General features: G+C 60.3%; 12 protein-coding genes. 7 read left to right on the top strand and 5 right to left on the bottom strand.

From position 1 onward, the window contains the following. Positions 1 to 64 precede the first annotated feature (64 nt). Positions 65 to 1,480, bottom strand: a complete 1,416-nt coding sequence (locus tag JET17_RS26185) for an acetyl-CoA carboxylase biotin carboxylase subunit (RefSeq protein WP_012316877.1) — start codon at positions 1,478 to 1,480, stop codon at positions 65 to 67. A gap of 205 nt (positions 1,481 to 1,685) precedes the next feature. Between JET17_RS26185 and JET17_RS26190 the strand changes: the two genes are divergently transcribed. Then, on the top strand, positions 1,686 to 2,633 hold the full coding sequence (locus JET17_RS26190; RefSeq protein ID WP_190273349.1) for a LysR family transcriptional regulator: 948 nt from the start codon (positions 1,686 to 1,688) through the stop codon (positions 2,631 to 2,633). Here JET17_RS26190 and JET17_RS27445 read toward each other — a convergent pair. After that, entirely contained in the window at positions 2,575 to 2,793 is a 219-nt protein-coding gene (locus JET17_RS27445; RefSeq protein WP_080516505.1) for a PA3496 family putative envelope integrity protein, read from the bottom strand. The two genes, JET17_RS26190 and JET17_RS27445, sit on opposite strands and share 59 nt — an antisense overlap. A 113-nt stretch (positions 2,794 to 2,906) precedes the next feature. Then, entirely contained in the window at positions 2,907 to 3,773 is an 867-nt protein-coding gene (gene hexR, locus JET17_RS26195) for a transcriptional regulator HexR (protein ID WP_012316879.1), read from the bottom strand. Positions 3,774 to 3,876: 103 nt separating this feature from the next. Between hexR and zwf the strand changes: the two genes are divergently transcribed. From zwf to JET17_RS26220, 5 genes are all read left to right on the top strand, one after another. After that, entirely contained in the window at positions 3,877 to 5,319 is a 1,443-nt protein-coding gene (zwf, locus tag JET17_RS26200; RefSeq protein ID WP_012316880.1) for a glucose-6-phosphate dehydrogenase, read from the top strand. An 87-nt stretch (positions 5,320 to 5,406) separates the two neighbouring features. After that, positions 5,407 to 5,724 carry a hypothetical protein gene (locus JET17_RS26205; RefSeq protein ID WP_042112142.1) on the top strand — a complete coding sequence of 106 codons (318 nt, stop codon included), beginning with the start codon at positions 5,407 to 5,409 and terminating at the stop codon, positions 5,722 to 5,724. A 135-nt stretch (positions 5,725 to 5,859) separates the two neighbouring features. Further along, a complete protein-coding gene (gene uvrD, locus JET17_RS26210; RefSeq protein WP_012316882.1) occupies positions 5,860 to 8,049 on the top strand; it encodes a DNA helicase II in 2,190 nt (729 codons plus the stop codon). A 120-nt stretch (positions 8,050 to 8,169) separates the two neighbouring features. After that, positions 8,170 to 9,024 carry a Tim44 domain-containing protein gene (locus JET17_RS26215; protein ID WP_012316883.1) on the top strand — a complete coding sequence of 285 codons (855 nt, stop codon included), beginning with the start codon at positions 8,170 to 8,172 and terminating at the stop codon, positions 9,022 to 9,024. A 114-nt stretch (positions 9,025 to 9,138) separates the two neighbouring features. After that, complete coding sequence (locus JET17_RS26220) at positions 9,139 to 9,546, top strand: SMI1/KNR4 family protein (protein ID WP_012316884.1); 408 nt, start codon at positions 9,139 to 9,141, stop codon at positions 9,544 to 9,546. Positions 9,547 to 9,637: 91 nt separating this feature from the next. Here the strand turns inward: JET17_RS26220 and JET17_RS26225 are convergent, their stop codons facing one another. Further along, on the bottom strand, positions 9,638 to 11,398 hold the full coding sequence (locus tag JET17_RS26225) for a cation:proton antiporter (RefSeq protein WP_012316885.1): 1,761 nt from the start codon (positions 11,396 to 11,398) through the stop codon (positions 9,638 to 9,640). A 321-nt stretch (positions 11,399 to 11,719) separates the two neighbouring features. Between JET17_RS26225 and JET17_RS26230 the strand changes: the two genes are divergently transcribed. After that, complete coding sequence (locus JET17_RS26230; protein WP_012316886.1) at positions 11,720 to 12,205, top strand: acyl-CoA thioesterase; 486 nt, start codon at positions 11,720 to 11,722, stop codon at positions 12,203 to 12,205. Here JET17_RS26230 and pdxY read toward each other — a convergent pair. After that, positions 12,202 to 13,074 carry a pyridoxal kinase PdxY gene (pdxY, locus tag JET17_RS26235; protein ID WP_012316887.1) on the bottom strand — a complete coding sequence of 291 codons (873 nt, stop codon included), beginning with the start codon at positions 13,072 to 13,074 and terminating at the stop codon, positions 12,202 to 12,204. The two genes, JET17_RS26230 and pdxY, sit on opposite strands and share 4 nt — an antisense overlap. Between the last annotated feature and the right edge of the window lie 67 nt (positions 13,075 to 13,141).

Consider the following 13,141-nt stretch of genomic DNA (forward strand, 5'->3'; position numbering starts at 1 on the left):
GAGCCGCAAGAAAAAGCCGATTCGCTTCAACTTGCAGCGGGTCGCTCACAGCTTGCAGCTGCATTCATAGGCCTGCGTGGGCGGCGATGGCGGCGGCGATGGCCAGGGCCAGCTCTTCGGGTTTGCGCTTGATCGAGTAGTTGGTCAGTTCAGGGTGGCTTTCGACGAAGCTGGTGTTGAACTGGCCGCTACGGAATTCTGGGTTGCGCAGGATTTCCTGGTAGTACGCGGCAGTGGTCTTCACCCCTTGCACGCGCATGTCGTCCAGGGCCCGTAGGCCACGGTCCATGGCTTCTTCCCAGGTCAACGCCCACACCACCAGTTTCAGGCACATGGAGTCATAGAACGGTGGGATGGTGTAACCGGTGTAGATCGCTGTATCGGTGCGCACACCCGGGCCGCCGGGGGCGTAGTAACGGGTGATCTTGCCGAAACTGGGCAGGAAGTTGTTCTTCGGGTCTTCAGCGTTGATGCGGAACTGCAACGCGTAGCCGCGGTGCTGAATGTCTTCCTGCTTGACTGACAGCGGCAGGCCCGAGGCGATGCGGATCTGCTCGCGGACCACGTCGATACCGGTAATTTCTTCGGTGATGGTGTGCTCGACCTGCACGCGAGTATTCATTTCCATGAAGTACACCTCGCCATCGGCGAGCAGGAACTCCACAGTACCGGCGTTCTCGTAGTTCACAGCCTTGGCTGCCCGGACCGCCAGGTCACCGATATAGGCACGCTGTTCGGGAGTGAGTTGGGGGCTTGGGGCAATTTCGATGAGCTTCTGGTTGCGGCGCTGGATCGAGCAATCACGCTCGAACAGGTGCACCACATTGCCGAAGCTGTCGCCCAGGATCTGCGCCTCGATGTGCTTGGGGTTGACGATACACTTTTCCAGGAACACTTCCGCTGAACCGAAGGCCTTGGTAGCTTCGGAGATGACACGGGGGAAGTTCTGCTCCAGCTCTTCACGGCTGTTGCAACGGCGAATGCCCCGGCCGCCACCGCCGGAGGTGGCCTTGAGCATCACCGGGTAACCGATACGCTCGCCTTCGCTAAGGGCTTCGTGGATGTCGGCAACGTTGCCTTCGGTACCTGGGGTAACGGGCACGCCGGCCTGAATCATGGTGCGGCGCGCTTCTGTCTTGTCGCCCATTCGGCGAATGACCTCAGCGGCAGGGCCGATGAACTTGATACCGCGCTCGGCGCAGATCTCTGCTAGCTCCGCGTTTTCCGACAGGAAACCGTAGCCCGGGTGCAGGGCATCACAGCCGGTTTCCACAGCAAGATTCACCAGCTTGCGCGGGTTCAGGTAGCCAGCCAGCGGCTCGGCACCAATGCTGTAGGCCTCGTCAGCGCGCTTGACGTGCAAGGCGTGGCGGTCGGCGTCGGAATAGATCGCGACAGAGCGAATGCCCATCTCGGCGCAGGCACGCACGATGCGGACTGCGATTTCACCCCGGTTGGCGATCAGGATTTTTTTTATCACTGGAGTCTTCCCAAAGCCGTAGGAACAGTCGAGCCGGTTCTACCGGTCGGCGCGTGACCAAGCGTCGCTGGCCAGTCGCATATTCACCCTAGCGCTGTAGGTCGATAAACAAAAATCAATATTTGTTAGAGCCTGTATTAGCAAAAGCTTATAGTTAGGTAACAAGGTTTTACCGGAGCTTAGAATAAAAATGCGTAAGTCCTTGATGCGTATGACTTTGCGTCAGTTGCAGGTCTTCAATGAAGTGTGCGATTTGCGCTCATACAGCCGCGCCGCTGAGGAGATGGCCCTAACGCAACCCGCCGTTAGTCTACAAATTCGTCAGCTGGAAGAGCTGGTAGGGCAACCGCTGTTCGAATACGTCGGCAAGAAGCTCTACTTGACCGAAGCCGCCGAGGCCCTGCAACGCGCCAGCCGGGACATTTTCGGACGCCTGGAAAGCCTCGACATGCAGCTTTCCGACATGCAGGGCTCACTGCAAGGGCAACTGAAACTGGCGATCGAATCCAGCGCCAAATACTTCGTCCCACACCTGTTCGCCGCCTTCAAGCAACGTCACCCGGAGGTCAATCTGACCCTTACCGTGGTCAACCGCGCCCAAGCGATTCGACGCCTTTCCGACAACCGCGACGACCTGATCATCATGTCCATGGTGCCGCAGGACATGGGCCTGGAGTTCCTGCCGTTTCTCAACAACCCGATCATCGCCGTGGCGCCGCCGGACCATGCTTTGTGCAAACTCGAGCAGTTGCGCCTGCAGGACCTGGAGCCTCATACACTGCTGGTCCGTGAACAGGGTTCAGGGACGCGCAAAGCCTGCGAGGAGTACTTCAAGGACAAGCGTGTGCACTTCACCCAGACGCTGGAGGTAGCGTCAGCCGATGCCCAGCGAGAATGCGTCATCGCCGGCCTTGGCATTGCCTTGCTGACCCGCCATGCAGTGAACATGGAGCTGGCCATGGGCGTGCTCAAGGAATTGCCGGTGGAAGAACTGCCGCTGTACCGCAGCTGGTGTGTGGTGCAGGCCAAGGCCAAGCGGCAGTCACCGGTAGCCTTGGCCTTTCTGGCATTCATCCGCAGCGAACGTGCGTTGATCAGCGGGCTTGTTGAGCGCTTTTCGGGGAAGTTGCCGCTGAAGTCTGCCACACCGTGAGGGCTTGCAGCTCCGGGTAGTCTGCAAGGTCGCGCAGCAGTTGTCGTTGGTCGCAGTAGCTTTCGATCGCACGGCGGTACTCCATGCGGCGCTGATCTTTTTCCTGCTGTTTGCGGGCCTTGGCGCTAGGTAGGTAAGAGCCATCGAAATCACGAGCCATGCCTGTCTCCCTGATCGAGTGCGGGGAGTTTCAGACTGGCTTGAGTGCTTTACCGTTTTGCTGAGGATTGGTGACAAATCGATGAAATTTGCAGATTCTTCCCCAATTGCCGATCAGTCATCCATCGCCTTGATCGACTTGGGCGACAACCGCAGGCTGCGCAAGCTGCGCTTCACACTCTTGAGGTGATTGACCAGGCTCGGCCCACGGGCCATGGCCACGCCCATGGCCAGCACATCGATCACTACCAGGTGGGCGATACGCGAGGTCAGCGGGGTGTAGATTTCAGTGTCTTCGTGCACATCGATCGCCAGGTTGACGGTCGAAAGCTCGGCCAGTGGGGTCTGGCTGGGGCACAGGGTGATCAGGTTGGCGCCGCTCTCACGCACCAGGTTAGCGGTGATCAAAAGGTCCTTGGAACGCCCGGACTGGGAAATGCACACAGCCACGTCACCCGGCTTGAGGGTTACAGCCGACATGGCCTGCATATGCGGGTCGGAGTAAGCGGCGGCACTGAGCAACAGGCGGAAAAACTTGTGCTGCGCGTCTGCAGCAACCGCGCCGGATGCACCAAAGCCATAAAACTCCACACGTTGCGCCTGCGCCATTGCACTCACCGCCTGCTGCAATGCGTGCGGGTCGAGGTGCTCACGCACTTCCATCAGGGTGTGCAAGGTCGTGTCGAAAATCTTCAGGCTGTAATCGGCAACCGAGTCATCCTCATGGATGGCGAACTGCCCGAAGCTGGCGCCTGCAGCCAGGCTCTGCGCCAGCTTGAGCTTGAGGTCCTGAAAACCTGAACAGCCGATCGCCCGGCAGAACCGCACGATGGTCGGCTCGCTGATACCCACGCTGTGTGCAAGGTCCGCCATCGAGCTGTGCATGACGGCAGCCGGGTCCAGCAGCACGTGGTCGGCCACTTTGAGTTCCGATTTGCGCAGCAGGTGGCGCGATTGGGCGATATGTTGCAACAGATTCACGGGCTGGACTCGGTTATGATCGGCTGGCCGGGATGTAGCTTTTTTGTAGTTATACTACATGGACGCCAACCCGCCCAGTTAAACGAACGTGGAGAGTGGTGGTTTGACTATTCCTTGCGACATTCTGGTGTTCGGCGGCACTGGCGATCTGGCCCTGCACAAACTGCTGCCGGCGCTCTATCACCTGTATCGCGAGGCACGTTTGAACATTGCCGTGCGCATCATTGCCCTGGCCCGACGCAACCTGTCGCGCAACGAGTATCTGAAGCTCGCCGAACGCCATTGCCGAGCGCAGATCGCCCGGAGTGACTTCGACGAAGAGGTGTGGCAACGCTTTAGTGCGCGCCTGGACTACTTTCCCATGGACGCCGCGCAAAGTGCCGATTTCGGGCGCCTGGCGCGCTACCTCGGCGAGCCTGGCGGGCTGACCCGCATCTATTACCTGGCCACCGCGCCCAATCTGTTCGTGCCGATTGCCAACCACCTGCGGGTGGCGGGGCTGGCCGACCAAGAGGCGCGCATCGTGCTGGAGAAGCCGATCGGCCATTCGCTGGAGTCGGCCACCGCCATCAACGAAGCGATCGGCACGGTGTTCGAGGAATCGCAGGTGTTTCGCATAGATCACTACCTTGGCAAGGAGACCGTGCAGAATCTCATGGCCCTGCGCTTCGCCAACGCGTTGCTGGAGCCGGTGTGGCGCAACGGGCAGGTCGATCATGTGCAGATCAGCGTCTGTGAAACCCTCGGTGTAGAGAACAGAGGGGCCTACTATGACCGGTCCGGGGCCACACGCGACATGCTGCAGAACCACCTGCTGCAGTTGCTGTGCCTGGTAGCCATGGAGCCGCCCGCGCAGTTCGAGGCCGAGGCGGTACGCGACGAGAAGGTCAAGATTCTGCGCGCCCTCAAGCCAATTACCGGCCAGGACGTTCAGGACAAGACCGTGCGCGGTCAGTACGGTGCCGGGCACATCGGCGGCCAGGAAGTGCCTGCCTACTACTTCGAAAAGGACGTGGACAATGACAGCGACACCGAAACATTCGTCGCCGTCCACGCCCACATCGACAATTGGCGCTGGGCTGGCGTGCCTTTCTATCTGCGCACCGGCAAACGCATGGCACGACGCTCGTCGCAGATCGTCATCCAGTTCAAGCCCGTCCCCCACGAGCTGTTCAACGGTGGCCAGGTCAACCAGCTATTGATCCGGCTACAGCCCGATGAGCGCATCAGCTTGCGCATGATGACCAAAAGCCCCGGCAAGGGCATGCGCCTGGAGCCGGTGGACCTGGACCTCAACCTGGCGCAGGTGTTCGGCCAGACGCGTCGCTGGGAGGCCTATGAACGTCTGCTGCTGGACGTACTGGAGGGTGATTCGACGCTGTTCATGCGCCGTGACGAGGTGGAAGCCGCCTGGGCCTGGATCGACCCGATCATCAAAGGCTGGGAAGAGCATTTCCAGGCCCCTCGTCACTATGCAGCCGGCAGCAGTGGCCCCGAGCAGGCCAACAGCCTGCTGGCCCGGCATGGAAGTCACTGGCACAGCTGAAATACTGCCCGATCCCATTGACTCCTGGCAGGAGAGAGAGTGGCGCTGCGCCTTGTGGTGCAGTTCTCAATTGCCAAGGAATACATCATGAACGAAATCGAAAACCTGTATGCATACAACGAGAAAGTGCCCGGCGAGCCGGTCTACTTCGAAGTTCAGGGGTCAGTGCAAGTTGCTCACCCGGGGATCGAACCCGTACTGGTTGAACCCCAGAAGCGACACAGGGGGGGATGGGAAGTCCTCGAACTGAAACTCGTCGACAACGGCTGTCCGGCGCTTTCAGTCATCACCGAGAAGCGCGTTTCTTACCGGCGTGAGGGCGGGACTATGTGGAAAGCTCTGGAAATCGTGCAGGCTGACGGTTCGCAAATAGTTCAAATCGGGGAAAGGACAGCCATCGACTGAGCTTGTGATGCCAGGGTACCGCCGTGCGGTAGCCTGGCATTCGGAATACAGGGAGCGCCCTGAGTAATCACGGGCAGGTGAATATTTATACAGTAGACGTTTGCCCCATGACCGGCCTACCCCTAGAATGGCCGCATGCACACAGATGACCTCTCACTCCTGCTGAATTCCTTGAACGATGCCCAACGCCAGGCCGTCGCGGCCACGCTCGGGCGTCAGCTGGTGCTTGCTGGCGCCGGTTCCGGTAAAACCCGCGTGCTGGTGCATCGCATCGCCTGGCTGATCCAGGTCGAGCAGGCCTCACCGCACTCGATCCTGTCGGTGACCTTCACCAACAAGGCTGCCGCCGAAATGCGCCAGCGTATCGAGCAATTGCTGGGCATCAACCCGGCCGGCATGTGGGTGGGGACCTTCCACGGTCTGGCGCATCGGTTGTTGCGCGCCCACTGGCAGGAAGCGCGCCTGGTACAGAATTTCCAGATCCTCGACAGTGATGACCAGCAGCGCCTGGTCAAGCGGGTGATCCGTGAGCTTGGTCTCGACGAGCAGCGCTGGCCCGCGCGCCAGGCACAGTGGTTCATCAACGGGCAGAAGGACGAAGGCCTGCGCCCGCAGCATATCCAGGCCAGCGGCGACCTGTTCCTGGGGACCATGCGTAGCATCTATGAAGCCTACGAACAGGCCTGCGAACGCGCGGGAGTGATCGACTTCTCCGAACTCCTGCTGCGTGCCTTGGACCTGTGGCGCGACCACCCGGGCCTGCTCGAACACTACCAGCGGCGCTTCCGCCACCTGCTGGTGGACGAGTTCCAGGACACCAACGCCGTACAGTACGCCTGGCTGCGCCTGCTGGCTGGCAAGGGCGGCGGAAGCCTGATGGCCGTAGGCGACGACGACCAGTCGATTTACGGCTGGCGCGGCGCCAAGATTGAAAATATTCACCAGTACACGGCTGACTTCCCTGACGCCGAGATGATCCGCCTGGAGCAGAACTACCGCTCCACCGGCGGCATCCTCAAAGCCGCCAACGCGCTGATCGCAAACAACAGCGGGCGCTTGGGCAAAGAGCTTTGGACCGATCTGGGCGAGGGCGAGCCTTTGACCCTTTATGCGGCTTACAACGAGCATGACGAAGCGCGCTACGTGGTCGAGACCATTGAAAGCCTGATCAAGCAAGGCAATTCGCGCAGCGACATCGCCATCCTGTATCGCTCCAACGCCCAGTCGCGGGTGCTGGAAGAAGCCCTGCTGCGCGAGCGCATCCCCTACCGCATCTATGGTGGCCAGCGCTTCTTCGAACGCGCCGAGATCAAGAACGCCATGGCTTACCTGCGCTTGATAGAAGGCCGTGGCAACGACGCCGCCCTCGAACGGGTCATCAATGTGCCACCGCGTGGCATTGGCGAGAAAACTGTCGAGGCCATTCGTGAACATGCCCGCCACAGTCAACTGTCGATGTGGGGGGCCATGTGCCAACTGCTCGCCGCCAAGGCACTCAAAGGCCGGGCAGCCAGTGCGCTGGGCGCTTTCATCGAGCTGATCGAGAGCCTGGCTGGCAAAGTCGCGGACATGCCCCTGCATACCATGACGCAGACAGTCGTCGAGCAGTCCGGACTGATCATCTATCACCAGGAAGAAAAGGGTGAAAAGGGTCAGGCACGGGTAGAAAACCTTGAGGAACTGGTCAGCGCAGCACGAAACTTCGAAACCACTGACGATGACGCCGACCTTTCGCCGCTGTCGGCCTTCCTCGGTCATGCTTCGCTTGAAGCCGGCGAGGCCCAGGCTGACGAGCACGAAGACAGCATTCAGCTGATGACGTTGCATAGCGCCAAGGGCCTGGAATTCCCCTACGTCTTCCTGGTGGGCATGGAAGAAGGCCTGTTCCCGCACAAGATGAGCCTGGAAGAGCCAGGCCGCCTGGAAGAAGAGCGCCGACTGGCGTACGTGGGCATTACCCGTGCCATGCGCCAGCTATTCATGACCTATGCCGAAACGCGTCGCCTGTATGGCAGTGAAACCTACAATAAGGTGTCACGATTCGTACGGGAAATTCCGCCAGGCCTGGTTCAGGAAGTGCGTCTTTCGAACAGCGTCAGCCGCCCGTTCGGCGGCGCCAAGAGCACCAGCGCCAGCAGCCTGTTCGCCAATGCCAACATTCCCCAGACCGCTTTCAATCTGGGCCAGCGGGTACAGCATTCGGTATTCGGTGAAGGTGTGATCCTCAACTTCGAGGGTTCCGGCGCACAGGCGCGCGTGCAGGTGAACTTTGCCGAAGGCAGCAAGTGGCTGATGCTGGGCTATGCCAAGCTCGAAGCTATCTGAAGCCTGCAGGGCACGTTGAAATATTCAGGCAAAAGCTGGAAACATTATGTCGCTGGTCATGTGCACAGGAACCTGTGCAACATGACGCGCGTGCAATCCACAACAGGGGAAATCCCATTTATGCAACGTTTTCTTAGCATCGCACTGGCGCTTTGCGTCGGCCTGACGCTGAGCCTGGACGCCAACGCCAAGCGCTTCGGCGGCGGCAAGAGTTCGGGCTCCGCGCCTATCCACCAGACCCGCCAGGCTACGCCAACCACGCCTGCCGCTGCACCGACCGCTCCTGGCCGTGCACCGGCCGCCGCCAGCGGTGCTTCGCGCTGGCTGGGCCCACTGGCCGGCCTCGCCGCCGGTGGCCTGCTGGCGTCCATGTTCATGGGTGACGGCTTCGAGGGCCTTCAGATCATGGACTTCCTGATCGTCGCCCTGATCGCGTTCCTGGTGTTCCGCTTCATCGCCGCACGGCGCCGCCAGCAGCAGCCGCAGATGGCCGCTCCGGGCCACGCACCGTTCCAGCGTGAAGCCCACGGCCAGCCTGCCCAGCCGTCGATCTTCGGTGGTTCGGCTGCACCTGCAGCGCCAGCCGCACCGGTCATCAACGCCCCGGCCTGGTTCAACGAGCAGAGCTTCCTGGCCGCAGCCCGTAGCCACTTCCAGTCGCTGCAGCAGCACTGGGATGCCAACGAGATGGACAAGATCGCCGAGTTCGTCACCCCGCAGATGCTTGAGTTCCTCAAGCGTGAGCGTGCAGACCTGGGTGATGGTTTCCAGGCCACCTACATCGATAACCTCGACGTGCAACTGGACGGTGTCGACGATCGCGCCGACCGTACCGACGCCACCCTGACCTTCCGTGGCGTGTCGAAGACCTCGCGCTTCGACCAGGGCGAACCTTTCAGCGAAAGCTGGCACATGGTTCGTGCCCCGGGCGAGAACCAGCCTTGGCTGGTCGCCGGTATCCGCCAAAACGGTTAACCGCCGCACGTTGCACAAAAAACCCCGGGCTAGCCCCGGGGTTTTTGCTTTTGCCACACCGCCCTACTAGGGTATAACGCGCAGCGATGTCATCAAGGTTGGAGGAAAAGAACCGTGGAAGAAGTGATCGAACAACTCCGTGAAGCCAATGAGCCGGTACCGGTGCCCCTGGAGCTTCCCGATGAGGACCAACTGGTCGAGATCGAGGAACAACTGTTCATCAACATTCCGTTCGTGTTCAAAGAGTTCCTTTTGACCGTCAGCGACGTGGTGTACGGCTCGCTGGAGCCGGTGACCGTCACCGATCCGCAGTCACACACCTACCTGCCCGACGTGGCAGCCAATGCATGGGACGCGGGCGTACCGCGTGACCTGATCCCGCTGTGCCAGGACGGTGACAACTTCTACTGCGTCGAGGAAGACGGCACGGTAGTGCTGTGGGATGGCGACGAGGAAGGGGTTGGCGAAGACAGCTGGGAATCGGTCTGGCACTGGGCACGGGACGTCTGGCTGGAAAGCTGATCACTCGCACAGTCGCCAGGCTTTAAGCGCCTGGCGACATCGTTACCGCTCTTTTCCTCGCACGTTGACGGAATCTCCCGTAGAGCGCCCATCAGTGCGTATTTTCCCGGCTGTTTTCCAGCGTCTCCAGCAGGGCGATCTGCATCCGCGAATGCACACGGATGAACCAGCGCCACAACACCGCCACCACTATCGCGGCCACCACGGCGATGATCAGCAGCAATTCGTTGGTCGGCAGGATGCTTGCCGACAACGCCGACAGCAGCAGGAAGATGACCAGCAGTGACAGCAGCGGGATCACTTCGGCCACTACACGGCGAACGCGCTGGGTATGGCGCCCTGCCATTTCCGGTTTGACACCCATCTCCGCCAACAACATCGACAGCGCTTTAAGCTTGCGATAGGCAGCGATAAGGAAGGGCAGCGACAACAACAGCGCCGCGCCCCAGATTATCGCCTTTTGCTGGCTGACATCGCTCACCCACTCACTGAGCCAAGTACCGATGCGTGCGGCGAAATACCCGCCACTGAAGAAGATCGCGACCACCAGCGCCAGGTTGACACCTACCTGCAGCAGAATGCGCCGGATCATCGCGGCCAGCATCGCGCTTTCACCCTGCGGCTGGATACTGCGCAGCCACTCGCCATACAGCGACAGCACCCGCGACAGCCGGCTCGGCATCACCTTGCCCAGCTTCAGCGACAGCGGGTCCGCAGCACGGATGAGATAGGGCGTAAGCAACGTGGTGATGGCCGAAACAGCCACCGCAACCGGATAGAGGAAGTCACTGGTAACCTGTAGCGTCATGCCCAAGGCCGCAATGATGAAAGAGAATTCGCCAATCTGTGACAGCCCCATGCCCACGCGCAGCGAGGTACGGCCGTCGTTGCCGGCAATGAATGCACCCATGCCGCAAGAGAGCATCTTGCCCAGCACCACGGCTACGGTGATCACCATAATCGGCCAGGCGTAGTCGAGCAGCACGTTCGGGTCGATCATCAAGCCGATGGCGACGAAGAAAATGGCGCTGAACAAGTCACGCACCGGCTCTATCAGCCGTTCGATCTTCAGCAACTGGCGGGATTCGGCCATGATCGCACCGATCAGGAAGGCCCCCAGCACCATGCTGTACTCGAGTTTAACCACCAGCAGGCAGAAACCGAAGCACAGGCCCAGCACGGTGATCAGCAACATCTCGTTGCTCTCGAATTTCGCGACGTAGGCCAGCAATCGCGGCACCAGCAAAATGCCGATAACCAGCGCCACGATCATGAACAGCGACAGCTTGCCGACCGTGGAAAAGACCTCTCCGGAACTGACCGTACCACTGACTGCAATCCCTGACAGCAGGGCGATGATGCCGATGCCGAGAATATCCTCGACGATCAGTACGCCGAAGATCAGCTGGGCAAAGCGCTCGTTTTTCATCTTCAGGTCGTTGAGTGCCTTGACGATGATGGTGGTCGAGGAAATCGCCAGGATCGCACCGAGGAACAGCGAGTCCATGGTGCTCCAGCCAAACCAGCGGCCGATCTCGAAACCGATCCAGATCATCAGGACGATTTCCAGAAACGCTGCAATGAACGCCGTGGCCCCCACCTTGAACAGCTTGCGCAGGCTGAACTCAAGGCCCAGGCAGAACATCAGGAAGATCACGCCCAGCTCGGCGAGGGTCTTGATGGTGTCTTCATCATGAATCAGGCCGAAGGGCGGGGTGTGCGGGCCGATGATGAAACCGGCGACGATGTAGCCCAGCACTACTGGCTGCTTGAAGCGATGAAAGAGGATCGTCACTACCCCGGCGACCAGCATGATCACTGCCAGATCCTGGATAAAGCTGATGGCATGCATGGCGCGATACTCCTTTTCGTTGCCCGGGCAAACCGCTCCTCTGCCAAGGCAAACCCGAGCGAGCAGCAAGTACATACTGTATTGAATGCAGGAAGGCCCATGTTGCATGGGCGTACTCAGGGTAACATCGCACCCCGCCGCATAATGCCGACGCAATATGTAGAAACAGATCGGCCGGTCAACGGCCCCTGATGGCATGATCGGCGTGACGACGGAGCGTCTGTCAACGTCCCGTATCAGGAAGGCAAACTTCAAGAGGGGAAACAGAAAGTGTCAGCAGATACCCGCCCCGATTCAGCGCAACCTCACCGTGAGCACACTATGGAACCTGGAAACGCCCAGCTGAGCATGACCGTCCTGATGACCCCGGACATGGCCAACTTTTCTGGCAACGTACATGGCGGCACCTTGCTCAAGTATCTCGATGAAGTGGCCTATGCCTGCGCCAGCCGCTATGCCGGCAGCTATGTGGTAACCCTCTCGGTCGACCAGGTGATTTTCCGCGAGCCGGTGCACGTAGGCGAACTCGTGACGTTCCTGGCCTCGGTCAACTACACCGGCAATACCTCCATGGAGGTGGGCATCAAGGTGGTCACCGAGAACATTCGCGAACGCTCGGTGCGTCATTCCAACAGCTGTTTTTTCACCATGGTCGCGGTCGACGACAACCGCCGCCCGGTCCCTGTCCCTGCCCGTCAGCCGCAGTCCAGTGAAGAAAAGCGACGTTTCCTACAGGGCCAGCAACGCCGGCAGATCCGTCAGGAACTGGAAAAGCGTTACCAGGACTTGAAGACCGACGCCCTTTAAAACGCCAAGCGCTGCGCCTCGAAACGCACACGCGGGTAAGCGATGCGGTCCTGGGCCCGCACCAGCTGCAGTTCGTAGCTGGCGCAGGCCTGGGTTTCCAGCAACACCTCATGCACGGCTGCCGCGGTGTACTCGAAGGCTTGCACCCAGCTGTCGCCCAACAGCACCCGGGCCAGGAACAGCCCTGAGGTCAAGTCCCCTACCCCGACCGGCTGGCGAGGGAATGCCAGCAGCGGGCGGCGCAAGTGCCAGCTGTGGTCACGGGTGACCAGCAACATTTCGAACATGTCTTCGCAACGTCCTGGGTAGGCCAGATGCTTGACCAGCACAACCTGCGGGCCACGCTCGAGCAGGCCGCGAGCCATGCGCACGCAATCTTCCAGGCTTTGCGCGCGCCGGCCGCAAAAGCTGTCCAGCTCCAGCTGGTTGGGACACAGGATGTCAGCCTGGGCAACCGCGTCGTCCAGCAGGAACTCGCTCACCTCCTGGGGCACGATGCAGCCTTTCTCCGCATGCCCCATGACCGGGTCGCACAAGTACAGCGCCTTCGGGTTGACGGCCTTGATCCGCTCAACACCTGCCAATATCGCCCGCCCCTGCTCGGCGCTACCCAGATAGCCCGAGAGCACGGCATCGCAATGGCCCAGTTCGCCAATGTTGGAAATGCCTTCCACCAACGCAGGAATTTGCGCTGGAGCAAGCACTTCGCCCGCCCACTGGCCATACTGAGTGTGGTTGGAGAACTGCACGGTATTGAGCGGCCAGACATTGACCCCGATACGCTGCATTGGGAACACCGCAGCGCTGTTACCGGCGTGGCCGAACACCACGTGGGACTGAATGGCGAGCAGGTGCGGGGTACGTTTCATGCGGGCGTTTTCCAAAGCTGTTTCAAGGACTGTGCGTCGCGCAGTATGAACTCGATTGCCACCTGTA

It is taken from the genome of Pseudomonas putida (genome assembly GCF_016406145.1).
Taxonomy (GTDB): domain Bacteria; phylum Pseudomonadota; class Gammaproteobacteria; order Pseudomonadales; family Pseudomonadaceae; genus Aquipseudomonas; species Aquipseudomonas putida_E.

Bases quoted from the DNA above. Each gene is read 5' to 3' on its own strand.
- JET17_RS26190 (WP_190273349.1), top strand. From the start codon at position 1,686: ATGCGTATGACTTTGCGTCAGTTGCAGGTCTTCAATGAAGTGTGCGAT.
- JET17_RS27445 (WP_080516505.1), bottom strand. From the start codon at position 2,793: ATGGCTCGTGATTTCGATGGCTCTTACCTACCTAGCGCCAAGGCCCGC.
- JET17_RS26205 (WP_042112142.1), top strand. From the start codon at position 5,407: ATGAACGAAATCGAAAACCTGTATGCATACAACGAGAAAGTGCCCGGC.
- uvrD (WP_012316882.1), top strand. From the start codon at position 5,860: ATGCACACAGATGACCTCTCACTCCTGCTGAATTCCTTGAACGATGCC.
- JET17_RS26215 (WP_012316883.1), top strand. From the start codon at position 8,170: ATGCAACGTTTTCTTAGCATCGCACTGGCGCTTTGCGTCGGCCTGACG.
- JET17_RS26225 (WP_012316885.1), bottom strand. From the start codon at position 11,398: ATGCATGCCATCAGCTTTATCCAGGATCTGGCAGTGATCATGCTGGTC.
- JET17_RS26230 (WP_012316886.1), top strand. From the start codon at position 11,720: ATGGAACCTGGAAACGCCCAGCTGAGCATGACCGTCCTGATGACCCCG.
- pdxY (WP_012316887.1), bottom strand. From the start codon at position 13,074: ATGAAACGTACCCCGCACCTGCTCGCCATTCAGTCCCACGTGGTGTTC.